Here is a 22,831-nt window from a genome sequence, read left to right as displayed (position 1 = left end):
GCATGCAATCGTTTCTGTCGCCGACGACGATCGCCGCGCTCCAACTGCTTCTTACGCTGCAAGCGGATGCCGGCGGCCCGCCCCTGGAACGGCTGCGCGGCATCCGCTCACTGCAGGCGGCCCTCGAGCAGGATCCGGCCACGCTCGCTGCCGTGCGCGACGCTGTCGCAGCGAAGAATTCGTGGGACGAGATCGCCGCTGCCACCGGTCTCAAGGCGCCGGCGGCCAAATGGCGCTGGGGTGGCACCGACGGGGAGATCAGTGCCCGCCTGGAAGCGGGCCGCAAGCGATCGGTGCGGCCGAGCAGCGTGCCCACCGACCTTCCCGGATTGTCGGTTGTTGAGGCGGCCGCCGCACGTGGTGTGAGCGCCCAGGCCATCTACCTGCAGGTACGACGCGGTAACCTGATCAGCCGAACGGTGACCCTGCCTGATGGCCGCAGCTACAAGCGAGTGTTCCCGGCGGGGATACCCGGATCGCCACCCGACCTCGACCTCAACGGAGACGGCCCAGAATGACCACGACCCCCACCACCCTGACGATCGAACGTCGCGCCGACCGGGTACACGTTGAGCTCAACCGAGCCGACGTGCGCAATGCGATCGACCAGATCATGATCGACGAGCTCCACGCGGTGTGCGCCGAACTCGAGCAGCAGCCGCGCATCCTCATCATCAGCGGCGCGAACGGGGTCTTCGCCTCGGGTGCCGACATCGCCCAGTTGCGGGAACGTCGGCGCGATGACGCACTGCTCGGCATCAACTCCGGGCTGTTCTCCCGCATCGCGAAGCTGCCAATGCCGGTCATCGCTGCAATCGACGGCTGGGCGCTCGGTGGCGGCGCCGAGCTCGCCTACGCGGCCGACTTTCGCATCGCGTCGACGAGCGCGCGGCTCGGAAATCCCGAGACGGCGCTCGGTATCCTGCCCGCCGCCGGCGCGCTCTGGCGCCTGGCCGAGCTCGTCGGCGAGCCGGTGGCCAAGGAGATCATCCTCGCCGGGCGTATTCTGAGCGCCCCGGAGTGCCTGGCCGTGCACCTGGTCACCGAGGTACACGACCCCGACGACCTGCTCGCCGCCGCGCACGCCCTGGCCGACCGCATCGCCGCGCAGGACCCGCTCGCGACCCGTCTCGCCAAGGAAGTGTTCCACGCGCCGCGCGCGTCGCATCCGCTCGTCGACAACACGGCCCAGTCGATTTTGTTCGAATCCGAGGCCAAGTTCACCCGAATGGATGCCTTCCTCGCCCGTCGCAAGCGCTGAGCCGGCTTAGCTCCGGGGGCGTCGCGCCACGGAGTCCTGACCCCAGGACAACCAGATGAACGCGCCGACCACCGGGAACGCCAGGATGATGAGCAGCCAGATGGCGCGTTCGGTGCCCTCGAGTGGTGCTCTGAACAGTGACATCAGAACCCAGAGGGCCACGATCACTACGAGTACGAGTATCAAGCCGCCAATGACTACTGAAGCCCAGTCCATGATTTTTTCCCCACGTTGCGCCCAGTCTCGCAGACGCCGGGACTCGGTGCTACGTGGGGCCGTTTTCGCTCGCCCAGAAATGGATCGTCGAGGCGGAGCCAGTGGTTGCGCGAGCGCCGACAACCGAGGTCGAACAGCCAGCCACCGACGAGTCCTAATCGGCGACCCCCTGACCCCCCTGACGAAGGCGGGCCTGGTTTCTATCATGGGCCCACGTTCCGGGCCTGGAACGCACGGGCAATGGGTCAGCGAGTCGAGGAGGTCAGACGAGTCACCTCGTAGCCGCCGGCGGCGTAGATCGTCGTGAACGAGGCTCCGGGATGCAGCGCCTCCGCCACGATCGTGGCCGAGGTCCACTCGCTGGGCAGGCCGCCGGCCATTAGGTCGATCACCAGATAGTCCGGGAGTGGATTCTGGTTGCCGAGCCAGTAAACATCCGTTCGTTCCACGAGATAATTCATGAGCCCGATATCCGACTCGACTAAAGCACCATCCGGCACAACCCCGAGGGCGGCGGTCGCCGCAGCGGCGCGATCCGTCGAAAAATTGGCCGGGACATCCGTCAGCTTGAACAGCGGCAGCGTCGTGGCGAGCACGAGCGCGGCGACAATCGAACCGGATGCCGCCTGCCGCCCGTAGTCGCGAAGCCAGCGCCGCTGACTGCTGCGCACGAGAGCGATGCCGTCGAGGGCTGCGGCGAAAGCGATTGGCATGAGCACGGCGCTGTACTGCCAGGTGGGACCCCAATAGCCGGAATTGTCGGACAGGAACCGCCAGGCCAGCGTCGGCAGCAGCACGAGCGCGAGCGGCGACCGCACCGCGATGACGCCGGTGGCGACGAGGAGCAGGGCCAGCGTCATGCCCTTCTGCGGCTTCAGCAGCGCGACCGGGTCAGTGAGAATACCCAGAAGGTCGATACTGCTCGAATAGGCCCAGGCCCCGTTCGGGTTGAGCAGCGGCAGAATCATCAGGCTGGCCAGCGCGAACCAGCCGACGCCCCAGACGGCCAGCCACACTCCGAGCGGCTGCCGGCTGCGCACGGCCAGCACGATGCCGAGGGCGGCCACCGTGAGTCCGAGGTCTTCCTTCACGAACACGAGCGGTATCGCCCACAGCAGGCAGGCCACCCACTTGCGCAGCAGAAAAGCGGTCAGCGACAGAGCCAGCAGCGGCACGGCGAAGGCGATCTCATGGAACTGCGCCTCCACCGCGCCCTGCAGTCCCCAACTGAACGCGAACGCAAGCCCGAACAGCGTGCCGGTGAGCGGGCCGAGCAGCCGAATGGCACCGTAGGTCAGGGCCGCCGCGGCGAGCCCGAACAGTGCGTTCTGTACCGAGAGCAGGGTGAAAGCGTGCGGAAACCCCATGAAAACCGGCCCGAGCACCACCAGAAGCGGATGAAAGTGGTCACCGAGCAGGTTGAACCCCTCGCCCTTGATCGTGACGATCGGCGCCTCGAGCGCCGCGTACTGCCGGGCGAGCTGGGTGAAGATGCCGAGGTCCCACGAGGGTGCGGCGAAACTGCGCCACTGCAGCGCAGAGAAAACGGTGTACAGAGTGGTCGTGAGGAGTCCGACCCCGGCCGGCAGCAGGAGAGGCCGTAGCTGCCCGCCGCCATATCCCCACATGCGACCACGCTAACGCACGGGGTGCCTTCATCCTGCAGCAGTACAGGACCTTTGGCCCTGTTTCGCCGACTGGCAGCGGTGCACTCTACATATATGCCACTGACAATTGCACGCTCGGAGATCCCATGACACTCACTTGCCCGTTCTGCCGTTCGCAAGCCCGACTCACCCCTAATCCGGCCCACGCCGAGCGCAACTCGCTTCCCGTCTACCTGCTCAAATGCTCCGGATGCGACCACACCAGTGTGCGCGTCGGCTCGGGCGCCGCCGCTGGCGTCTGACGGCACCTCACAACCAGTCCCATCATCTTCACGAACCATGTCAGCGAGGGCTGAATACCCTCCTATCCCGCCCAGGGCGAGGGTGTTTTGCTTTCTGCGCTGCCTCTTAGAGGTCGGCCAGGAGGGTGACCGGGTTTTCAATGCAGCGGGCCACATAGGTGAGGAACCCGGCGGCGGTTCCGCCGTCGCAGACGCGGTGATCAAACACCATCGACAGCTCCACGACGGTGCGCACCGCGAGTTCGTGATCGACCACCCAGGGCCGTTCGATCATGCGTCCGATGCCGAGGATCGCTACCTCCGGGTGGTTGATGATCGCTGCCGAACCGTCGACGCCGAGCGATCCGAAGTTGTTCAGGGTGAAGGTTCCGCCGGTGAGCACGCTCGGCGCGAACGTTCCGTCGGGGGACTGCGCCACCAGGGCCGCGAGGGCATCACGCAATTGGCGAGTGCTCATCGTGTGCGCGCCGTGGATGACGGGCACCATCAGACCGCGCGAGGTTTGCGCGGCAATGCCGAGGTTTACGGCCCCGTGCTGCAGAATCTCCTGGCTCGCGGTATCAACTGAGGAGTTGAGCACCGGGTACAGCCGCAAACCGGCCACCACGAAGCGCGCGATCAGGGCCGTCACGCCGAACTGCTCGCCGGTCGTGCGCAACAACTGGTCGCGGGCCGCGAACAGCGCGGTCGCGTCGACATCGAGCCAGATCGTGGCCTCGGGAATCTCCCGCCGCGATGTCATCAACCGCTGGGAGACGACCTTGCGCAGCCCGGTCATGGGAATGCGGATGTCGGCGCTCACGTCGGCGGGTTGCCTGGCAGCCGGCGCTGTGCTGGCCGGTGGCGTGGCGGTCGTCGCGGTCGGCAGTGCGGTCGGCAGTGCGGTCGGCGGTGCGGTCGGCGGTGCGGCTACTGGCGCTGAGCTGGTCAGCGCACGGATGTGCCCCTCGACGTCGCTGCGCAGCACCAGGTCGTTTAGGCCGCTGCCGACCAGCGTGCTCGCGTCAAAGCCGTTGTCGCGCGCGAGTCGACGCACGATCGGCGACACGACGGGGGAGCGGCGGGCAGGGTCGAGACTGATCCTCGAACCGGATGCCGCCGGCTCGGCGGGGTGGTTGACTGGAACAGAGGCTGGCCGAACCGGCGCATCCGCTTGCTGGACGGGAGCACCAGCGCCCGCGCCGCCGAACCGCCCGGCGGCCACCTTGCGCTCCGGTCGAGTGCTCTCGGTGGTGCCGTAGCCCACGAGAACGGCGCCGGAACCTTCGGTCGGGACGGCGGTAGTCGGGGCGGCGGCGGTCGCGGCGGCGACCGGAACGTCCGTAGCGGCGGGCGCGACCTCTGATCCGGCATCGGTCACTGTCAACAGAACCTGCCCGGCGTGGATGACCTGGCCGGGCTCACCGAACAGGCTCGCCACGACCCCACCGTACGGCGAGGGCAACTCCACGATGGACTTGGCCGATTCGACCTCGACCACGGCCTGGTCGATGGCGATCGTGTCACCGGGAGCGACCAGCCATGCCACGATCTCGGCCTCGGTCAGGCCTTCACCGAGGTCCGGCAGCAGAAATTCGTGGCTCATCAGGACCACTCCCAGGTGGCGAGCGCGGTGAGAATGCGGTCGGGGGTCGGCAGGAAGTACTCCTCGAGTTTGGGCGACGGGTACGGAATGTCGAAGCCGGTGATGCGGAGGATGGGTGCGGCCAGGTAGAAGAAGTTGCGTTCGGTGAGGCGGGCGGCGACCTCGGCGCCGTAGCCGCCGAACTGGGCGGCCTCGTGCACGATCGCGGCCCGGCCGGTCTTTCGAACGGATGCCCCCACCGTCTCGTCATCGAACGGCGAGAGCGAACGCAGGTCGACGACCTCGATCGAGAGTCCTTCGACCGTGGCCCGGTCCGCCGTGGAGAGTGCGGTCTTCACGGTCGGCCCGTAGGCGATGAGCGTGACATCGGTGCCGTCCCGCAGCACGACAGCGCGATTGAGTGGCTCGGTCTGCACCGGCAGTGTGAGGGCTGCCTTGCTCCAGTACCGGCTCTTGGGCTCCATGAAAATGACCGGATCGTCGCTCGCGATCGCCTCGCGCAGCATCGAATAGGCGTCGGCCGGGTTCGACGGGCTTACCACGGTCAGTCCGGGCGTCGCCGTCCAGTAGGCCTCGGAGGAATCGGAGTGGTGTTCGACCCCGCCGATGTCGCCAGCGTAGGGAATACGAATGACGATCGGCAGCGGGATCTTGCCGCGCGTGCGGTTGCGCATCTTCGCCACATGGGACACGATCTGCTGGAATGCCGGGTAACTGAACGCATCAAACTGCATCTCGACCACCGGGCGCAGGCCGTACATGGCCATGCCGATCGCGGTACCCACAATGCCCGCCTCGGCCAGCGGCGAGTCGCTCACCCGGGTTTCGCCGAATTCGGCGTAGAGCCCGTCGGTGACGCGAAACACACCGCCGAGCGGTCCGACGTCTTCGCCGAACAGAACCACGGTCGGGTCATCGACCATCGCGTCGCGGATGGCCGCGTTGAGCGCGGCGGCGATCGTGAGGCTTTCTGGCGCGCGCACGACGATGTCGGTCGCGTGGGTCTGCTGCCGGGTCATCGGGTGCTCCCTTCGCTCTCACCAGCGGATGCCGCGGCGTCGACGTCGAGTTCGGCCGCCAGGAAGGCGCGTTGCTCGGCCAGGGCGGTTCGGGGGGTGGCGTAGACGTGCTCGAACAGCTCGAGCGGATCGATGACCGCCTGCTCGGTCATGCAGTCTCGGGTGGTCGCCGCGAGTTTCTCGGCCGCAGCCGCGATGGACGCGCGCATCTCGTCGGAGAGGGCACCCTGCGCCACGAGATACGTCTCCAGGCGCTCGATGGGGTCGCGGCTACGCCACAGGTCGACGTCGGCGGTCTTGCGGTAGCGAGTGGGGTCATCCGAGTTGGTGTGGGCTTCGATGCGGTAGGTGAGCCCCTCGATCAGGGTGGGGCCGCCGCCGCTGCGGGCGCGATCCATGGCTGCGGAGATGACGGCGTACATGGCGGCGACGTCGTTGCCGTCGACGTAGTAGCCGGGCATGCCGTAACCGATCGCCTTGTCGGCGATCGTGCGGCAGGCCATCTGTTTGTCGAGCGGAACACTGATCGCAAACTGGTTGTTCTGCACCACGAAGACCACGGGAGCCTGCCACACCGCCGCGAAGTTGAACGCCTCGTGGGCGTCGCCCTCGCTCGTGGCGCCGTCGCCGAGCAGAGTGAGGGCCACGGTGTCGTCGCGTTTAAGCTTCGACGCTGTGGCCAGTCCCACGGCGTGAAGCGCCTGGGTGGCGAGCGGCGTGGCCTGCGGGGCGATGCGGTGCTTGGGATAGTCGTAGCCGCTGTGCCAGTCGCCGCGGAACGAGGCGAGGATATCCTTCGGCTCGACGCCCCGGGTCAGCAACGCGATGCTGTCGCGGTAGGTCGGAAACAGCCAATCCTGCGGGGAGAGCGCAGCGACGGCGGCGATCTCGCAGGCTTCCTGGCCGAGGGCGGAGGGGTAGGTGGCAAGGCGGCCCTGCCGGGTGAGGGCGGTGACCTGCACGTCGAACCGGCGGGCTAGAAACATCTGGCGGTAGAGGTCGAGGAGCGTATCCACGGCCGGCATGGTGAAGCCGCCGCCCTCGCTTTCGGCAACCGCGTGACCGGTGTCGTCGATCAAACGCAGGGGTGGGGGTGCCAGCACGGCGGTCAGCGGCGTGCTCTCGACATTGAGGCTCATGACGCAATGGTGCGCCCCTTTTCAGGCCGCGCGTCGCGCTTTTTCGCAGTTGTGAACGATTGGCCGATCCGTTGCCAGACGGCGGCCAAACAGCCGGTTTGAATGGCCTGTCAGTGCCAGGCGTCCGGGGTGGCGCCGGGTGCGTGCCCGCTGATCTCGTCGAGAATGAGGTGCGAGCGGGTCGAGATTACCCCGGGCATGGTGTGGATATCGCGCAGAATGGCCTGGCTGAGCTGTTCGTGGTCGGGGGCGCTCACCGTGAGGATGATGTCGATGTCACCGCTGACGGCCTGGGCCTTCTCGACGAAGGGGAGTTCGGCCAGCTGCGCGGCGATCTCGCCCCAGGCCACATCGCCGATCTTCACGACGACGAGCGCAGACACGTTGAGCCCGAGAGCCTTATGGTCGGTCTGGGCGCCGAAGCCGGTGATCACGCCGTGGCTGATCAGTTTCTGCACCCGGGTATGGGCGGCGGTGCGGGAGATATGCACCTGCAGGGCCAGTTGGCGCATCGAGAGCCGCCCATCGCGGCTGAGCTCGGCGATGATCTGGCGGTCCGTGCTGTCGAGCCCGGGATGGGGAGTCTGCGGCTGCATCATTGGACTCTCACACTACCGGCGCGGGGGCAGCAGCGTTCAGGGCGCGCAGGTAATGATTCTTGGGCCAGTGTCGGATCAGGCGCGGCAGGCGCGGATAGATCAAACGGATGGCGCTCATCACCCGGTTGAAGCGCCGCTGGCGCAGCGTCGACCAGGGGAGGTCGAACAGCACCCGAACGTGTGGGGGTAGCAGGCCGGCGGTCATCAGGCGGGCCAGGGGCAGGGCGGCGCGATACCAGAGCGGTGCGGTCCGTGAGTGCAGCAGGTCGTGCGCTACGGCGCGAGTAGCGGCATCCGTTCGAAGAAGGGCGAGCTGTTCGTCCCAATAATGGCGAAAGGCGCTGCGGTCGGCCGGCCAGAGTTCCGGCGGAACCTGCAGCGACGTGCCCAGGCGGGAATACTCGCGGTAGACCGCATCGGCCGTTTCGTCGTCGAGCGGGCCGTAGAGCAGTCCGTGCAGGTGGGTGGCCGATTCGTAGAGCGTGGCGGCGACCCAGAGTTGCAGTTCGGGGGTGAAGGCGTTGTATTCGGGGGTTGTACCGGCCGAATGCACCGGACCGTGTGCGTGATTGACGCGGGCGGCCATCCGGGCGGCCAGGTCTGCGTTCCCGAACACGGTCGCGTAGACGTAGCTGAGCGTGCCGTCCAGCCGGTCGAGCGGCCTGTCGGCGAAATGGCTGTGGTCGGCGACGCCGTGTCCGATGGCCGGATTGGCCAGCTGAAGCAGGATAGCGCGACCCCCGGCTGCGATGAGGATTCCCTCGCCCGCGACCCCCTGCATGCGTGCACGCGAACCGGATCCGCTCACAGCTACCTCCCAATGAACATGCAGAACTCCGTGACAATCTGAGCTTATTCGGTTGGGCTGGGTTTAGGCCGCGGCCCGACGCCCGAACAGGGGCACATGAATATTGGGTTTTTGGGGAATACGACGGTCTTCTATGCGCTTGCATGTATCCGAGGGCGTCAATTCCTGGGCCCACACACTTGAGGAGTATTTCTATGAGCGAGACCATCGCAACGAGCATCCCGGGCTACAAGGCCGGAACCTGGACCATCGACAAGACCCACAGTTCCGTGAGCTTCAGCATTCGTCACATCGTCATCAGCAAGGTCAAGGGCACTTTTGAAGACTTCGACGCCACCTTCGTGACCGGCGAAAACCCGCTCGAGACGTCTGTCACCGCCTCCGCCAAGGTTGTCTCGATCAACACCAACGAGCCTAACCGCGACGGTCACCTTCGCACCGGAGATTTCTTCGACGCCGAGACCTACCCGACAATCGACTTCGCGTCGACCGGTGCGCGTGAAGTCAAGGGCGAGTACCTCGTCGACGGCAACATCACCATCAAGGGCGTCACCAAGCCGGCCACCTTCGAATTCGAATTCGGCGGCTTCGGCCAGGACCCCTACGGCAACTACAAGTTCGGTGCCACGGCCAAGACCGAGGTCAACCGCGAAGACTTCGGCCTCACCTACAACGCCGCCCTCGAAACCGGCGGCATGCTGCTCGGCGACAAGGTCACCATCACCCTTGAACTGCAGGCCGCGCTCAACGCGTAACCCGCAGTTCGCTTTCATGGCTTGACGAGCAGGGCCCCACTTCGGTGGGGCCCTGCTCTTGTTCAAGGTCCGTGACCGGGATGAGGAGCATCGACTCTGTAAGGCGTCGGCGCAGCTCGGAGCAGTCCGGGTCGGTACGACCGGGATCCTGATAGTTCGGCGCCTAGGTTTCGACCCGGGGGTGGGCCTTTGTCGCGGCGAAGTAGTCCCACAGGGGCACATCGGGTGCGGGGAGCCGAACGACGTTTCGTAGGCGCCGGGTCATTCCTCTACGGCATTTCCTCGGCCCGACCGTTGCACCGATCGCGTCGGCGTCCACACCCGCGTACGTGCTGACTGCGGCGCACCTGGGCGCAACGATCACGGTCACGGTAACCGGTACGAAAGTCGGCAACGCCACGGTCAGCAAAACTAGCGTTGCACCTCTACTGGTCGGGCCGGGCAAATTGATCGGTCCGACTCCGACCACTAGCGGTGTGGCACGAGTCGGTCAGCAGCTGGTCGCGGTGCCCGGCTCGTGGACTCCCGATGCGGCCCTGGCTTTCCTAGTGGTTCCGCGGCGCAATATCCGTGTCGGGAGCGACAAGTGCGGCTTATGTGCTCACCGGGGCGAACCGAACCGATCGAATGACGGTCACAGTGACAGCCACCCAGGCTGGCTACCTGACGACGGTGAAGACGAGCGCCTAAGGTGGTGGGGTGACCGATTGCGGGGCGGCACAGGGCGTTGGCCTGGCCGAGGTACCCGTGAGGATTCACCGCACAAATGGGCAGAATCACTCCATTAGAGCGTGACTACAACGATTAGATGACCGTATTATCGGCGCGAGGAGTCCTTATCTTTTCCCTATCTGACCTCGACATTCCGATGATCGCGGCACCGATGGCTGGCGGTGCGTCGACGCCAAACCTCGCGGTAGCCGTGTGTGATTCGGGAGGGCTGGGTTTTTTGGCGGGCGGTTACAAGTCTCCGCAAACTTTGGTCGAGCAGATCGTCGAAGTGCAGCGGCGTACCCAGCGCGCGTTCGGCGTCAACCTGTTTATTCCGCAGCCAGCCCTGACCGACCGCGCCGCAGTCGAGACCTACGCCGGCACGCTGGCCAGCGAGTTCCCCGCCGCAGAGTTCGGCGAGATCGACGAAACAGACGACGACTGGTTCGTCGAGAAGGTCGCCGTCGTCATCGACCACCGGGTGCCGGTGGTCTCGTTCACCTTCGGTCTGCCTTCGGACGACGCTGTGCAGCGTATGCACGCCGCTGGGTTGTTCCTGATCGCCACTGTCACCTCCGTGCCCGAAGCATTGGCCGCGGTCGACCGTGGCGTGGACGCGCTCTGCGTGCAAGGGCCAGAAGCCGGTGGGCACCGCGCGACCTTCAACTCGACGGGCGAGCCGGGCACCCTGGCACTGGGTGAGTTGTTGATCGCGATTCGCGAGACGGTGACGCTTCCGCTGATCGCGGCGGGCGGAATCCACTCTGGCGGACAGATCGCCTCCTTACTCGCCGCCGGAACCGACGCCGTACAGCTTGGCACTGCCCTGCTGCGCACCGACGAGTCGGGCGCGAACCCGGCCCACCAAGGCGCCCTCGTCGACCCCCGCTTCACCGAGACGGTTATCACCCGGGCTTTCTCGGGCCGCCCGGCCCGCAGCCTGCGGAACGCCTTCATCACCGCCCACGATGCCAGCGTGCCCCACGAGTATCCGCAGGTGCATCACCTCACCAAGGGGCTGCGAGCGGATGCCGCCCGCCGCGGCGATGCAGACGCGCTGGCCCTGTGGGCTGGCACGGGCTTCCGAGAAGCGCGCTCGGGGCCGGTCGCGACCGTGCTCAATGCCCTCTGGGCCGACACGCACGCCGCCGTCGTCTCGTAACGAGCCGTATCGGAGTCGTCGGGCACACCGCTCGCGTCTTGGTGCTGGTATTCTCCGCAGCCGATGATCGAGGGTCGCCACATGCGCGGTTCTTCTCCCGTGACCCGCGCCATGATCTGCAGGAGCTTGACTGCGTCACGTCGCCGCGTCGGGCTAGCGACCGTTTCGATGAAATTGCGGACATCGCTGTCGATGGGTGCCATGCGTGTCTATCGGGTCTGCCGTGTCACAACCGGGGCGCGCACCCCAAGGTAGGCTCTTTCGACAGGGTGTGCAGCATCCGTTCTCCGGTAGACCAGCGTCGATGGGCGTGAAACATCCCGCTGGCCGGCTAGCCGGTCAGATCGCACGACAAGAAATGGTTCTCTTTTGCGCAATATAGTTACGTTCCGGGCGGGCAAATTCACGGTCGCCGTCACGGCGCTGCTGGCCCTCGCCGGAGGCTTTGTCGGCGTCAATGCCGCAGCAGCCAGGCAGCCCAGCGCCGCTGTCACCGGCGAAACGTACGTCATCGGCACCGACACCACCTTTGCGCCGTTTGAGTATCGCGAAGACGGTGAACTGACTGGCATCGACATGGACCTTATTCGCGATATAGCCGAGAACCAGGGTTTCTCCGTGGAGATCAAGTCCCTCGGCTTCGACGCGGCGCTGCAAGCCCTGCAGTCCAACCAGGTTGACGGCGTCATCGCCGGCATGTCGATCACCGATGAGCGTGAGCTCATCTTCGACTTCTCCGACCCGTACTTCGACTCCGGCGTGCAGATGGCCGTCGCCGAAGACAACACCGAAATCACCGGATACTCCGACCTGGACGGCGAAACCGTCGTCGCCAAACGGGGCAGTGAGGGAGAGACCTTCGCCAACTCGATCAAGGACGAATACCACTTCACCGTCAAGGCCCTCGCCGATTCGGCCACGATGTACGACGACGTCAAGGCCGGCAACTCCGTCGCGGTCTTCGACGACTATCCGGTTCTCGCCTACGGCATAAACCAGAACAACGGCCTCAAGTCCGTGACGGAGAAGGAACAGGGCAGCTCCTACGGTTTCGCTGTCAACAAGGGCCAGAACCCCGAACTGCTCGCCGCGTTCAACACTGGCCTGGCCGAGCTGAAGAGCGGCGGCGAATACCAGGACATTCTCGACAAATACCTCGATGCCCCAGCGACGTCCAACGATACGAGCTTCTTCGGCCTGCTGAGCGACAGCCTGCCGGCGCTCATGAAGGGTCTCGGCCTAACTCTGCTGGCGACCGGGCTGTCGATTCTCATCGCCCTGGTACTCGGCGTGATGTTCGGCTTCTTCAAGGTCTCCGAGAGCCGCGTGCTGCGCGGCATAGCCAGCGCCTACGTCAGCATTTTTCGCGGAACTCCGCTGCTCGTGCAAGCCTTTTTCTTCTACTTCGGGCTGCCACAACTCACCGGGCAGTCGATCGACGTGCTCACTGCGGGTGTACTCACCCTGAGCCTCAACGCCGGTGCCTACATGACCGAGATCGTGCGCGGTGGTATTCAGTCGGTCGACCCGGGCCAGACCGAGGCCGGCCGCAGCCTCGGCCTCGGTTACGCCACGACCATGCGCCGCGTGGTTCTGCCGCAGGCCGTGAAAATCATGACGCCATCGTTCATCAACCAATTTGTGATGACCCTGAAAGACACGTCACTGCTGGCCGTGATCGGCTTCGCCGAGCTCACCTATCAGGGCCAGCAGATTTACGCCTCGAACTTTCGCACCGGTGAGACCCTGCTGATAGTTGCCGCGCTGTACTTCATCGTCATCAACCTGCTCACCATGCTCTCCAACAAGCTTGACAAGAGGTTCAACAAATGAGCAAGACCAGTGTCGACAGTAAAGTCAGCGTCAAGGGGTTACGCAAGTCGTTCGGCTCCAACGAGGTACTCAAAGGCCTCAATGTCGAGATCATGGAGGGCGAGGTCGTCTGTGTCATCGGCCCGTCCGGCTCAGGCAAGTCCACCTTTCTGCGCTGCCTGAACAAGCTCGACGAGCTCAGCGCCGGCACGGTCATCGTCGACGGCTTCAACCTCGGCGACAAGACCGTCGACCTCAACGAGGTGCGGCAGCACATCGGCATGGTTTTTCAGCACTTCAACCTGTTTCCGCACATGACGGTGTTGCAGAACATCATGTTGGCTCCGGTTGAGTTGAAGAAGGAATCCAAGGCGGATGCCCGCGCCACCGCCGTCAAACTGCTCGACCGGGTGGGCCTCGCCGACAAAGCGGATGCCCGCCCCGCCCAGCTCTCCGGCGGTCAGAAGCAGCGCGTCGCCATCGCCCGGTCGCTGGCGGTGAACCCCGACATCATGCTATTCGACGAGGCCACGAGCGCCCTCGATCCGGAGATGGTCGGCGAAGTGCTGCAGGTCATTCGCGATCTCGCTGCCGATGGCATGACCATGGTCGTCGTCACCCACGAGATGGGTTTCGCTCGCGAGGTCGCCGACCGGGTCATCTTCATGGCCGACGGGCTCATCGTCGAAGAGGGCACCCCGGCCGAGCTGTTTGGCAACCCACAGCAGGAACGCACCCAGGACTTCCTCTCCAAGGTGCTCTAGCTCAGGCGCGGTCGCCCACGATTTCCTCGCGCACCCGGCGCAGGTCTTCCATGAGGGAGCCGATCAAAATCCAGTGGTCCGGGTGCGGCGTAACGATGCGCAGCGGCGCGGTCAGGGCTAATACGTCGGCGGCCGGTGGCTCAGGGACGACCGTGGGGTCGCCCGCCTCGCGGGCCAGCAGTGCCAGGTCGTGGGCGGCCCGGGCGAGTTCCCGGGAGAAGGCCTGCACGCTCGGCTCGTACTGCAGGGACACGTCATAGTGGTCGTGCAGGGCCCGGGTCATGCCGATGGCGCGGGTGACGAGCGTCGGCAGCCGTTCGATCATGTCGTGGTCGGCGTCGAGTGCCATGCGCAGTCGGGCCTTGCGCGGGTTGAGCATGAGGCTCTCCTCCGCCTGCACGATGGCCTTCTCCACCGACGCGAGCATGGGGCGCAGCAGGCGGGCTTTGATCATGAGCTCCATCAGGTCGATCGGGCTCTGCGGGGTGCGCAGCGCCCGTGCGATGCGGTCGAAGGTGTCGGCCAACTCACGCGCCAGCAAGCCCACTGCGTCCCGCGCCGGCGCGATCAGCACTGGGGGAACGATGAGCGCGTTGATGACCAGGGCGATCCCCGCGCCGATGAACGTCTCGAAGATGCGGTCGAGAGCGTACCCGGGCGTCGTGGCTCCGAGGGCGAGCACGAGCATGGCGCTGATCGGAATCTGGCTCGCCGACACCGGGGACAGGCGCAGCGCCCACGCCACGAGGATGCTCACCACGATCGTGCCGAGCACCACCCAGCTGGACTGGCCGAGGAAGAATCCGATCGTCGAGGCAATAAGGACACCCCCGATGACCCCCGCGGTGCGTTCGATCGCGCGCCCGAGGGTCTGGTTTACGCTGGGCTGCACGACGAGCAGGGCGGCGATCGCGGCGAAGATCGGCAGCTCACTCGGCAGCAGCAACTGTGAGGCCAGCCAGGCCAGGGCCACGGCAACGGCCATTTTGACGACGTGCAGCACCGGAAGTCGTGTGGAGATGCGCAGGGCCGAGGTTAGGATCACTGGTCAAGGCTAACCCGCGCTGGGGGTCAAACGGATGCCGGCGCGGCCGGTTTCTCCGTCTGTCGATACGGCACGCCGACAAACCGGGCGTAGTCCTGCACGGCCCGATCGAAGCCGCGCCGGGCTTTCCCGGCTCGCGTCCGGGCTGCCGCCGTTGTGGGGTCTTCGAACAGTGCGGCCTCGTCGGTGACTCCCGACGCCGTGGTCTTCTTGCGCCAGGTGCCGACGATGCGGCCGTTCGTGACCACGAGGGGCAGGAATATGCCGTTCAGCCCGGGTGCGACCCGCACGATATCCACGCCGGAGATCACGAAGCTTCGATCGCGATACCCAAGCAGGTACTCGTCAAACCCGGGCAGCGCGAGAACGGGCGTGCGTTGGCGCGGCCTCGTCGGTACCAGGGCGGCATCCGCTGTTTCGGCGGCCAGGAAATACGCCGCACAATCGACCCGCACCTCGGTGAGCCTGCTTCGGGCCACGGCCAGCCCGATTTTCGCGTCGGCGACCGTGAGCTGCGACCACCAGGCGAAATCGACCAGTGTCGCTGGCCCGTGGCCGCGAAAATAGCGGTACACGAACTCGCCGAGCGCGTCGTCGCGCTCGAGCCGGCGCGGGTTCAGCACCCATTTATCGACCAACACCAGGCCCTGCTGAGTGCCGACCTGCCGGCCCCAGCACAGGGTGCCGGTCAGGGCGAGGTGGGCGATCGTGTGGTAGCCACGCTGCCCCTCGGTCGACAGGCCGGCCGCCCGCAGCGTCGCTACGCTTGGCTGGCCCGCTAGCCGAGGTCGTCGTCGGTGCGGGCACCGAACACGATCTCGTCCCAGCTCGGCATCGATGCCCGACCGCGCTTGGGCGTCGTGCGTCCGTGATTGGTGCGTTCCTGCGCCCGGGCAGCCTGATTTGCCCAGGCATTTCCGGTGGGCTCCGGCGTGGTGGCCGGCGCCGCACTGGACGCATCGGTGACCGCTGAATCCGTCGGAGCTGCTCGCCGCGGCCGCAGCGCTGCTGCCGGTTGTGGGGCAGCCGGCAGCACGGGGTGTTGCACGGGGTGTTGCGCGGGGTGCTGCACTGAAGCGGATGCCGTCGGCTTGGCTGCCGCAGCATCTCCGTTCGATGCTGCCTCGCGTTCACCGCGCCGGCGGCGCAGCGATTCCAGGAGGTCGGCGGTCTCACTCATATTCGAGGCCGGCTCGGCGGCGCGCTTGATCGCCGCTTTCGACACCGCATCGTCCCGGCTGAGCGAGCGGGAGTAGGGAACAGCTTCGAGGTTCGGGCTGGTGTCGTTCAGAATTTCGTCGGCGAGGGATTCCTTGAAGTTGAAGGCATTACTGTCGAAGCGCGACACGTCGGCGGTGCTCGTCTCCGAGCCGACCGCGCGCAGACGCGGTATCAGAGAACCCTTGAGCTCACCCTGCTGCGACAGGGCTACGGCTTCGCTGCCGATCGGCGACAGAGAGTTCTTTTTCGGTTCGAAACCCCAGCGTGCGTCATGATCGATCTCGTCGGCGGTGAACGACAACTTCACGATCCAGCCGCCCCCGGGCTCTTTCCAACTCGCCCAGCGTTCACCCGTCGCACCAAGTGAGGCGAGGCGCTCCCGAATGACGCTGCCGAAATTGACGTTCTCGTCGATCGGGTCGGGGTCTATGGCGGTGTGCACAGGAACGCTCAGTGCCGACGACACGATGTATTCCCGCTCGGCCACGACTGGGCCCTCGAAGCGGCGCACGTACTCGAGCGATGCACCGGTGACCGCGGCGACATCCTCTGCGGACATGCCGGATCGAATGTGCGCCTGAACCTCCCGCGGGGAGAGCTTCGGGGCGTTCGTGCGTTCTGTCTGGGTTTGGCGAAGCCGGGACTGGAGAACTTCGTCGATGGCGATGCGATATCGGTCGCCATCTTCGGACGCTGCGAGCAGCGCTCCGTTCTCAACCCCAATAACCTTCAATTCCTGCATGAAGACAAGCCCTCTCGCGATTACCGTTGGTTGCAAGACTGCCATGAGTTGATGCTTTTTTGCGGGAATACGCCGGGCGTGCCGCAAGTTGTTTCTTCGTGTCCGAATAAATAGGTTGGCGGACGGTTTGCTATTCCGTCCGGATTGTTGGAAACTGTGCCCGCCGATTTCGTTTATCGGCGTAACTGAAATGGATGGGCATGGCAACCGATTACGACGCACCCCGAAAGACTGAAGACGACTCTGAGTCGATCGAGGCCCTCAAGGAACGCGTGCCAGACAAGATGTCCGGCAGCGTTGATGTCGACGACTCCGACAACCCCGGTGGGTTCGACCTTCCGGGCGCCGACCTGTCCGACCTGGACCTCGATGTCGTCGTTCTGCCCGCGCAGGCCGACGAGTTCACCTGCGTGAATTGCTTCCTGGTGAAGCACCGCTCGCAGATGGGCCACGAAACCAAGCTCGGCACAGTTTGCCTGGAGTGCGACTCCTAGATCTACGCACTCAGCTCGACCCGAATTACCCCACGTTGGCCGTTCGCGATTCATTGATCGCGGCGGCCAACTGTGTTGGGTGCCTGCTGGAGATTATCCAGTACGGCGCCGGGTCGGTCGCATCCATGATGGGTACGCGCACGACCGGGTCGACCCAGCCACGAATGAGCAGCCAGGCCCGGGCGTCCAGCCTGGGCCCGCGCTCCTGGGTGGCTTCGGATTTCTCGAAAGCCGTCGCTTCTCCGAGCAGTCCGGTGGAGATCGTGGCGGGCCCGGCGATCAATTCGCCGTTCCGCACGCGCACAACCGGCGCCGCCAGCACGAGCAGCAGCACGCAGCCGCCGTAGAGAACGGCGGCCGTGACGATGCCGGCGAACAGGGAGATGGGCACAAGCACAAGAATGCTCGCCGGTATCACCAGGGCGGTGACGATGAAGGCCCAGGCGTTGGGCCACAGTTTTTCACGGTAATCAGGCATGGCTCTATTCGATCAGATATCTGCACTACCCTCGACACGTGGCAGAAAGCGTCGAAGTCCTGATCCAGGCATCCATCCTCCCGAATTACGCACACCCCGGCGATGCCGGGGCTGACCTGCACGCGGCCGAGGCGCTCGTGCTTGCCCCGGGAACCCGTGCACTTGTCGGTACCGGCGTGTCGATCGCCCTCCCCGACGGTTTTGCGGCGTTCGTCGTTCCGCGGAGCGGCCTCGCCGTCAAGCACGGCATCACCATCGTGAACGCTCCCGGAACAGTGGATGCCGGCTACCGCGGCGAAATCAAGGTGGCCCTGCTGAACACCGACCTGACCGAGCCGTTCACGATCGCCGTCGGCGACCGCATCGCCCAACTCCTCGTGATGCCCGTCGCCCGCGCCACGTTCATCGCCGTCGACAGGTTGCCCGGCAGCCAGCGCGGCGAGGGTGGTTTCGGTTCGACCGGGGTGCAAGCCTCGACAACAGACAGCGCACCAGTGCCGGGCCGAACCGCCCCGCAGACAGGAGACATGCAGTGAGTGACCTCACAAACCCGGGGGAGACCCCCGAACCGATGCCCAAGTCGGCGCCTGACGACCGCGAGATTGAGGGCCCGCTCGACGAGTCAGAGGCCAATCCGGTGCGTCCGTACGTCGATCTCGGCGGCATCAAGATCCTCCCGCGCGAAGGACTGCATCTGCGCCTCGAAATCGAAGAGGGCAGCAAGCGGGTCGTGGCCATCGGCCTGGACTTCGCCGGTTCGACCCTGCAGGTGCAGCCGTTCGCCGCACCGCGTTCGAGCGGCCTGTGGCACGAGATTCGCGATCAGATAGCCGACCAGATCGGCAAGCAGGGTGGCACCACGACCCCGCGGGAAGGCCCGTTCGGCCCCGAACTCGTCGCTGAGATTCCCGTCGCCGCCGGGCAGGAAGCCGGCGGCGTCACCCGCCTCGCCCGCTTCATCGGCGTCGACGGTCCACGGTGGTTTCTGCGCGGAGTGATCGCCGGCGAGGGCGCCATCGACCCCGACGCCGCGGCCCAGATCGAAGACCTGTTCCGCAGCATCGTGGTCGTACGAGGATCGACCCCGATGCCGCCGCGGGACCTGATTCCGCTGCGTATGCCGGCCACCCCGGCCGGCGCGACCGAGACCACCGCAGTCTGACCAGGCCATGAGTGACACCAATCCGAAGCCGGACGAACCAGCCCCCGTGCCGCCGAAGGCGTCCGACCTGTTCGCCGACTCGATGGCCGGGGCGGCTCGCCGCGCCGGGTTCGGTGCGGCGACCGAAGGGGAGCCGATCAGTGGCCAGGCACTGCTGACGGCGATGGGCGGCATCCGCGGCCTGGTCGAAGCCGTGCTGCCCGGCCTCGTATTTCTGGTCACCTACTCGCTCACGATCGACCCGTCGACCGACGTGACGAGTGACCCGATCGGCACGTTGCTGCCATCGCTCGTAGCCCCGCTCGTGATCGGTGTGATCTTTGTGGCCCTGCGCGCGATCACCAGGCAGACGACGACCCCGGCCCTCGGCGGCCTCGTCGGCACCGCGATCAGCGTTGCCCTCGCCCTGTTCTCTGGAAAACCGTCCGATTTCTTCCTCGTTGGTCTCTGGACCAACGCCGGTTACGGCGCCGCCCTGCTCCTGTCGGTGCTCGTGCGCTGGCCCCTCATCGGCGTGGCCGTCGGTTTCCTGATGGGCGACGGCATTGCCTGGAAGCTCGACGCCAGCAAGCGGCGCGTGCTCACCATTCTCACGCTGTGCTGGACCGGCCTCTTTCTCGGGCGCCTCGCCGTGCAGTTGCCGCTCTACCTCGCCGACAACGTCGAGCTGCTTGCGTCGATGAAACTTCTCATGGGTATCCCGCTCTACGCCCCGCTGCTCGTCGTCTCGTGGCTCATGGTGCGCTCGGTTTATCGCAAAGCGGATGCCGCCGAAGCGGTCTGACCGTCGAGTCGCCAGCTCCGGCGCGCACTGCTAGAGTTATCTCGACGTCAAGATAGTTGTGCGGCGAATATTCGCCGGTGCAACTCGATGAAAAAAGACAGCCCCCCGGCATCCGCTGGTTAGGCTTGCCTTGCTGGCACGAGGCTGTGCCCGTCACAAGAATTGAGGATTGCCGCCGGTCTCCCGTCGGCTCCCACAACGGAGAGGGCATTGTGTCGGAATCAACAAACACCGCGGTAAATAGCTTCGGAGCCAAGGACACCCTGCGCGTCGGTTCGACGGACTATGAGGTCTTTCGCCTGGACGCGGTTGATGGCTACGAAAAGTTGCCGTTCAGCCTGAAGGTGCTGCTGGAGAACCTCCTCCGGACCGAGGACGGCGCCAACATCACCGCCGAGCACATTCGTGCCCTCGGCGCGTGGGTCCCCACCGCGGAGCCCGACACTGAGATCCAGTACACGCCGGCTCGCGTCGTCATGCAGGACTTCACCGGAGTTCCCTGCATCGTCGACCTCGCTACCATGCGCGAAGCCCTCGTCGAACTCGGCGGAGACCCCAAGAAGATCAACCCGCTCGCCCCGACCGAAATGGTCATCGACCACTCCGTCGTCGCCGACCTGTTCGGCACGACTGACTCGTTCGAGCGCAATGTTGAGATCGAGTATGAGCGCAACGGTGAGCGCTACCAGTTCCTCCGCTGGGGCCAGACCGCGTTCGACGACTTCAAGGTCGTGCCGCCGGGAACCGGCATCGTGCACCAGGTCAACATCGAATACCTCGCCCGCGTCACCATGACCCGCGAGGTAGGCGGCGTCCTGCAGGCCTACCCCGACACCTGCGTCGGCACCGACTCGCACACCACCATGGTCAACGGCCTCGGCGTGCTGGGCTGGGGCGTCGGCGGAATCGAAGCCGAAGCAGCCATGCTCGGCCAGTCGGTGTCCATGCTCATCCCCAAGGTGGTCGGCTTCAAGCTCTCCGGCATCATCCCGGCCGGCGTCACCGCAACGGATGTCGTGCTTACCATCACGCAGATGCTCCGGGGGCACGGCGTCGTCGGCAAGTTCGTCGAGTTCTACGGATCGGGCGTCGCCTCCGTACCGCTTGCCAACCGCGCTACCATCGGCAACATGAGCCCCGAGTTCGGGTCGACGGCCGCCATGTTCCCGATCGACGATGTCACCCTCGGCTACCTGCGCCTCACCGGCCGCAGCGAGGAGCAGGTCGCACTCGTCGAGGCCTACTCCAAGCTGCAGGGCCTCTGGCACAACCCCGACCAGGAACCGATCTTCAGCGAGTACCTCGAGCTTGACCTCTCCACGGTCGTTCCGTCGATCGCCGGACCGAAGCGTCCGCAGGACCGCATCATCCTCTCCGAGGCCAAAACCCAGTTCGAACGCGACCTGGACAACTACGCCAATGCTCCGGTCTCCCTCGTCGATGCGGCAATAGAGGGTACTTTCCCCGCGTCCGACCCGATCGGCCTCACCTCGCAGGACGAACAGACCGCGCACAACCACGCGTTCGAGAGTGGCCTGGCCCGCCACACCAGCCACCCGCCCCAGTCGCACCCGCAGCCGACCGACGTCACCCTCGCCGACGGCCGTGAATTCACGATCGACAACGGCTCCGTTGCGATCGCGGCCATCACCTCCTGCACCAACACCTCGAACCCTTCCGTCATGCTCGCGGCCGGCTTGCTGGCCCGCAACGCGAGCCTCAAGGGCCTCAAGAGCAAGCCGTGGGTCAAGACCACGCTCGCTCCCGGCTCCAAGGTCGTCACCGAGTACTACGCGAAGGCCGGCCTCAATGGCTACCTCGAGGACCTCGGTTTCTACCTCGTCGGCTACGGCTGCACCACCTGCATCGGCAACTCGGGCCCGCTCGAAGACGAGATCTCCACCGCCGTGCAGGAGAACGACCTCGCCGTCACCGCGGTGCTCTCCGGCAACCGCAACTTCGAGGGACGCATCAACCCCGACGTGAAGATGAACTACCTGGCCAGCCCGCCGCTCGTCATCGCCTACGCCCTCGCCGGCACGATGAACTTCGACTTCGACACCGACTCTCTCGGCAAGGACACCGAGGGCAACGATGTCTTCCTCAAGGACATCTGGCCCGACGCGGCCGAGGTTCAGAAGACCATCGACGAGTCGATCGACTCGAACATGTTCGAGACCCAGTACGCTGGCGTCTTCGACGGCGACGAGCGCTGGCAGTCGCTCGAAACTCCCGTCGGTGACATCTTCGCCTGGGACGCCGAGTCCACCTACGTGCGGAAGCCCCCGTACTTCGACGGCATGAGCCTTGAAACCAGCCCGGTCGTCGACATCTCGGGTGCACGCGTACTCGCCAAGCTCGGCGACTCCGTCACTACCGATCACATCAGTCCCGCCGGTTCGATCAAGGCCGACGGCCCCGCCGGCCGTTACCTGGCCGAGCATGGCATCGCACGTAGTGACTACAACTCCTATGGCTCGCGTCGCGGCAACCACGAGGTCATGATTCGCGGAACGTTCGCGAACATCCGGCTGCGCAACCAGCTCCTCGACAACGTCGAGGGTGGTTCCACCCGCGACTTTACCGTCGCCGGAGGCCCGCAGTCCGACATCTACGATGCCAGCCAGAACTACCAGGCCGCCGGAACTCCGCTCGTCATCTTTGGTGGTAAGGAGTACGGTTCGGGTTCCAGCCGGGACTGGGCCGCGAAGGGCACGAGTCTTCTCGGGGTCAAGGCCGTCATCGTAGAGAGCTTCGAGCGCATTCACCGCTCCAACCTCATCGGCATGGGCGTTGTGCCCCTGCAGTTCCCGGTCGGTCAGAGTGCCGACTCGCTCGGGCTCGACGGCACCGAGATCGTCTCGGTCTCCGGCATCACCGAGCTCAACAACGGCAAGACGCCTAAGACCGTGCGCGTGACCTGCGCCCCGAGTGAATTCTCGGCCGCCGGCAAGGCACCGGTCGAATTCGACGCCATCGTGCGCATCGACACCCCGGGCGAGGCCGAGTACTACCGCAACGGCGGCATCCTGCAGTACGTGTTGCGCTCGCTCGTCTGAGCCGGCACATAGCGCGACCAGCACGACACCGGCGCGTAGACTCGATCTATTGGGGTCTACGCGCCGGTTTGCTTTTGAAGAGTGTTGATGAACAGTGACGTGAAAG

General features: G+C 65.5%; 23 protein-coding genes. 12 read left to right on the top strand and 11 right to left on the bottom strand.

Annotated features, from left to right (window positions below):
* Positions 1-2 precede the first annotated feature (2 nt).
* The gene (locus tag E3T47_RS05400) at positions 3-518 is read left to right on the top strand and encodes a hypothetical protein (protein WP_134554950.1); all 516 of its coding nucleotides are present in this window, start codon (positions 3-5) and stop codon (positions 516-518) included.
* Complete coding sequence (locus E3T47_RS05395) at positions 515-1,261, top strand: enoyl-CoA hydratase/isomerase family protein (RefSeq protein WP_134554948.1); 747 nt, start codon at positions 515-517, stop codon at positions 1,259-1,261. Before E3T47_RS05400 ends, E3T47_RS05395 begins: the two co-directional genes overlap by 4 nt.
* 6 nt (positions 1,262-1,267) lie before the next feature.
* Here the strand turns inward: E3T47_RS05395 and E3T47_RS15800 are convergent, their stop codons facing one another.
* The gene (locus tag E3T47_RS15800) at positions 1,268-1,477 is read right to left on the bottom strand and encodes a PLDc N-terminal domain-containing protein (protein WP_166805621.1); all 210 of its coding nucleotides are present in this window, start codon (positions 1,475-1,477) and stop codon (positions 1,268-1,270) included.
* 245 nt (positions 1,478-1,722) lie between these two features.
* The gene (locus E3T47_RS05385) at positions 1,723-3,105 is read right to left on the bottom strand and encodes a DUF2079 domain-containing protein (RefSeq protein ID WP_134554944.1); all 1,383 of its coding nucleotides are present in this window, start codon (positions 3,103-3,105) and stop codon (positions 1,723-1,725) included.
* Between the two features lie 125 nt (positions 3,106-3,230).
* On the opposite strand from E3T47_RS05385, the gene E3T47_RS15795 reads away from it, so the two are divergent.
* Complete coding sequence (locus tag E3T47_RS15795) at positions 3,231-3,386, top strand: hypothetical protein (protein WP_166805620.1); 156 nt, start codon at positions 3,231-3,233, stop codon at positions 3,384-3,386.
* A 106-nt stretch (positions 3,387-3,492) separates the two neighbouring features.
* On the opposite strand, the gene E3T47_RS05380 is transcribed toward E3T47_RS15795, so the two are convergent.
* The 5 genes from E3T47_RS05380 to E3T47_RS05360 all read right to left on the bottom strand — a co-directional run bounded on the left by E3T47_RS05380 (position 3,493) and on the right by E3T47_RS05360 (position 8,536).
* Positions 3,493-4,971, bottom strand: coding sequence for a dihydrolipoamide acetyltransferase family protein (locus E3T47_RS05380; protein WP_134554942.1), 1,479 nt, complete (start codon positions 4,969-4,971; stop codon positions 3,493-3,495).
* Positions 4,971-5,990: an alpha-ketoacid dehydrogenase subunit beta gene (locus E3T47_RS05375; protein WP_134554940.1), complete on the bottom strand. Its 1,020-nt coding sequence runs from the start codon at positions 5,988-5,990 to the stop codon at positions 4,971-4,973. Before E3T47_RS05375 ends, E3T47_RS05380 begins: the two co-directional genes overlap by 1 nt.
* Entirely contained in the window at positions 5,987-7,129 is a 1,143-nt protein-coding gene (pdhA, locus tag E3T47_RS05370) for a pyruvate dehydrogenase (acetyl-transferring) E1 component subunit alpha (protein ID WP_134554939.1), read from the bottom strand. The genes E3T47_RS05375 and pdhA overlap by 4 nt, the downstream gene beginning before the upstream one ends.
* A 110-nt stretch (positions 7,130-7,239) precedes the next feature.
* Positions 7,240-7,725, bottom strand: a complete 486-nt coding sequence (locus E3T47_RS05365; protein WP_134554937.1) for an Lrp/AsnC family transcriptional regulator — start codon at positions 7,723-7,725, stop codon at positions 7,240-7,242.
* Positions 7,726-7,735: 10 nt separating this feature from the next.
* Positions 7,736-8,536, bottom strand: a complete 801-nt coding sequence (locus tag E3T47_RS05360; protein WP_338419375.1) for an oxygenase MpaB family protein — start codon at positions 8,534-8,536, stop codon at positions 7,736-7,738.
* Between the two features lie 194 nt (positions 8,537-8,730).
* Here E3T47_RS05360 and E3T47_RS05355 point away from each other — a divergent pair, with 194 nt between their 5' ends.
* The 4 genes from E3T47_RS05355 (at position 8,731) to E3T47_RS05340 (ending at position 13,740) form a co-directional block, all read left to right on the top strand.
* Positions 8,731-9,291, top strand: coding sequence for a YceI family protein (locus E3T47_RS05355; RefSeq protein ID WP_166805619.1), 561 nt, complete (start codon positions 8,731-8,733; stop codon positions 9,289-9,291).
* Positions 9,292-10,099: 808 nt separating this feature from the next.
* Positions 10,100-11,164, top strand: coding sequence for an NAD(P)H-dependent flavin oxidoreductase (locus E3T47_RS05350; protein WP_174844637.1), 1,065 nt, complete (start codon positions 10,100-10,102; stop codon positions 11,162-11,164).
* Between the two features lie 369 nt (positions 11,165-11,533).
* Positions 11,534-12,997, top strand: a complete 1,464-nt coding sequence (locus tag E3T47_RS05345) for an amino acid ABC transporter substrate-binding protein/permease (protein WP_134554935.1) — start codon at positions 11,534-11,536, stop codon at positions 12,995-12,997.
* Complete coding sequence (locus E3T47_RS05340; RefSeq protein ID WP_134554933.1) at positions 12,994-13,740, top strand: amino acid ABC transporter ATP-binding protein; 747 nt, start codon at positions 12,994-12,996, stop codon at positions 13,738-13,740. The genes E3T47_RS05345 and E3T47_RS05340 overlap by 4 nt, the downstream gene beginning before the upstream one ends.
* A gap of 1 nt (position 13,741) precedes the next feature.
* Here the strand turns inward: E3T47_RS05340 and E3T47_RS05335 are convergent, their stop codons facing one another.
* The 3 genes from E3T47_RS05335 to sepH are packed head-to-tail and all read right to left on the bottom strand — an operon-like array spanning position 13,742 to position 16,748.
* The gene (locus tag E3T47_RS05335; RefSeq protein ID WP_134554931.1) at positions 13,742-14,785 is read right to left on the bottom strand and encodes an FUSC family protein; all 1,044 of its coding nucleotides are present in this window, start codon (positions 14,783-14,785) and stop codon (positions 13,742-13,744) included.
* 26 nt (positions 14,786-14,811) lie between these two features.
* A complete protein-coding gene (locus tag E3T47_RS05330) occupies positions 14,812-15,525 on the bottom strand; it encodes a DNA glycosylase AlkZ-like family protein (RefSeq protein WP_479684276.1) in 714 nt (237 codons plus the stop codon).
* 38 nt (positions 15,526-15,563) lie between these two features.
* On the bottom strand, positions 15,564-16,748 hold the full coding sequence (gene sepH / locus E3T47_RS05325) for a septation protein SepH (protein WP_134554927.1): 1,185 nt from the start codon (positions 16,746-16,748) through the stop codon (positions 15,564-15,566).
* Positions 16,749-16,948: 200 nt separating this feature from the next.
* Here sepH and E3T47_RS05320 point away from each other — a divergent pair, with 200 nt between their 5' ends.
* The gene (locus E3T47_RS05320; RefSeq protein WP_092112645.1) at positions 16,949-17,242 is read left to right on the top strand and encodes a DUF4193 domain-containing protein; all 294 of its coding nucleotides are present in this window, start codon (positions 16,949-16,951) and stop codon (positions 17,240-17,242) included.
* Between the two features lie 25 nt (positions 17,243-17,267).
* On the opposite strand, the gene E3T47_RS05315 is transcribed toward E3T47_RS05320, so the two are convergent.
* Entirely contained in the window at positions 17,268-17,720 is a 453-nt protein-coding gene (locus tag E3T47_RS05315; protein WP_134554925.1) for a DUF3093 domain-containing protein, read from the bottom strand.
* A 38-nt stretch (positions 17,721-17,758) separates the two neighbouring features.
* Here E3T47_RS05315 and dut point away from each other — a divergent pair, with 38 nt between their 5' ends.
* From dut to E3T47_RS05295, 4 genes are all read left to right on the top strand, one after another.
* Positions 17,759-18,256 (top strand): dUTP diphosphatase, encoded by a 498-nt coding sequence (gene dut, locus E3T47_RS05310; RefSeq protein WP_134554923.1) that lies wholly within the window; start codon positions 17,759-17,761, stop codon positions 18,254-18,256.
* Between the two features lie 35 nt (positions 18,257-18,291).
* A complete protein-coding gene (locus E3T47_RS05305; protein WP_134555120.1) occupies positions 18,292-18,882 on the top strand; it encodes a DUF3710 domain-containing protein in 591 nt (196 codons plus the stop codon).
* 7 nt (positions 18,883-18,889) lie between these two features.
* Positions 18,890-19,666, top strand: coding sequence for a DUF3159 domain-containing protein (locus tag E3T47_RS05300; protein ID WP_134554921.1), 777 nt, complete (start codon positions 18,890-18,892; stop codon positions 19,664-19,666).
* A gap of 212 nt (positions 19,667-19,878) precedes the next feature.
* Positions 19,879-22,725 (top strand): aconitate hydratase, encoded by a 2,847-nt coding sequence (locus tag E3T47_RS05295; protein ID WP_134554919.1) that lies wholly within the window; start codon positions 19,879-19,881, stop codon positions 22,723-22,725.
* The last annotated feature ends 106 nt before the right edge of the window (positions 22,726-22,831 follow it).

The organism is Cryobacterium ruanii (assembly GCF_004404055.1).
Classification (GTDB): Bacteria; Actinomycetota; Actinomycetes; order Actinomycetales; family Microbacteriaceae; genus Cryobacterium; species Cryobacterium ruanii.
The sequence above is the reverse complement of the archived record's forward strand: the minus strand, read 5'-3'. Positions and strand labels throughout refer to the sequence as shown.

Coding starts and splice junctions, on each gene's coding strand:
- E3T47_RS05400 (WP_134554950.1), top strand. CDS start 3: ATGCAATCGTTTCTGTCGCCGACGACGATCGCCGCGCTCCAACTGCTT.
- E3T47_RS05395 (WP_134554948.1), top strand. CDS start 515: ATGACCACGACCCCCACCACCCTGACGATCGAACGTCGCGCCGACCGG.
- E3T47_RS15800 (WP_166805621.1), bottom strand. CDS start 1,477: ATGGACTGGGCTTCAGTAGTCATTGGCGGCTTGATACTCGTACTCGTA.
- E3T47_RS05385 (WP_134554944.1), bottom strand. CDS start 3,105: ATGTGGGGATATGGCGGCGGGCAGCTACGGCCTCTCCTGCTGCCGGCC.
- E3T47_RS15795 (WP_166805620.1), top strand. CDS start 3,231: ATGACACTCACTTGCCCGTTCTGCCGTTCGCAAGCCCGACTCACCCCT.
- E3T47_RS05380 (WP_134554942.1), bottom strand. CDS start 4,971: ATGAGCCACGAATTTCTGCTGCCGGACCTCGGTGAAGGCCTGACCGAG.
- E3T47_RS05375 (WP_134554940.1), bottom strand. CDS start 5,990: ATGACCCGGCAGCAGACCCACGCGACCGACATCGTCGTGCGCGCGCCA.
- pdhA (WP_134554939.1), bottom strand. CDS start 7,129: ATGAGCCTCAATGTCGAGAGCACGCCGCTGACCGCCGTGCTGGCACCC.
- E3T47_RS05365 (WP_134554937.1), bottom strand. CDS start 7,725: ATGCAGCCGCAGACTCCCCATCCCGGGCTCGACAGCACGGACCGCCAG.
- E3T47_RS05355 (WP_166805619.1), top strand. CDS start 8,731: ATGAGCGAGACCATCGCAACGAGCATCCCGGGCTACAAGGCCGGAACC.
- E3T47_RS05350 (WP_174844637.1), top strand. CDS start 10,100: ATGACCGTATTATCGGCGCGAGGAGTCCTTATCTTTTCCCTATCTGAC.
- E3T47_RS05340 (WP_134554933.1), top strand. CDS start 12,994: ATGAGCAAGACCAGTGTCGACAGTAAAGTCAGCGTCAAGGGGTTACGC.
- sepH (WP_134554927.1), bottom strand. CDS start 16,748: ATGCAGGAATTGAAGGTTATTGGGGTTGAGAACGGAGCGCTGCTCGCA.
- E3T47_RS05320 (WP_092112645.1), top strand. CDS start 16,949: ATGGCAACCGATTACGACGCACCCCGAAAGACTGAAGACGACTCTGAG.
- E3T47_RS05315 (WP_134554925.1), bottom strand. CDS start 17,720: ATGCCTGATTACCGTGAAAAACTGTGGCCCAACGCCTGGGCCTTCATC.
- E3T47_RS05305 (WP_134555120.1), top strand. CDS start 18,292: ATGCCCAAGTCGGCGCCTGACGACCGCGAGATTGAGGGCCCGCTCGAC.
- E3T47_RS05300 (WP_134554921.1), top strand. CDS start 18,890: ATGAGTGACACCAATCCGAAGCCGGACGAACCAGCCCCCGTGCCGCCG.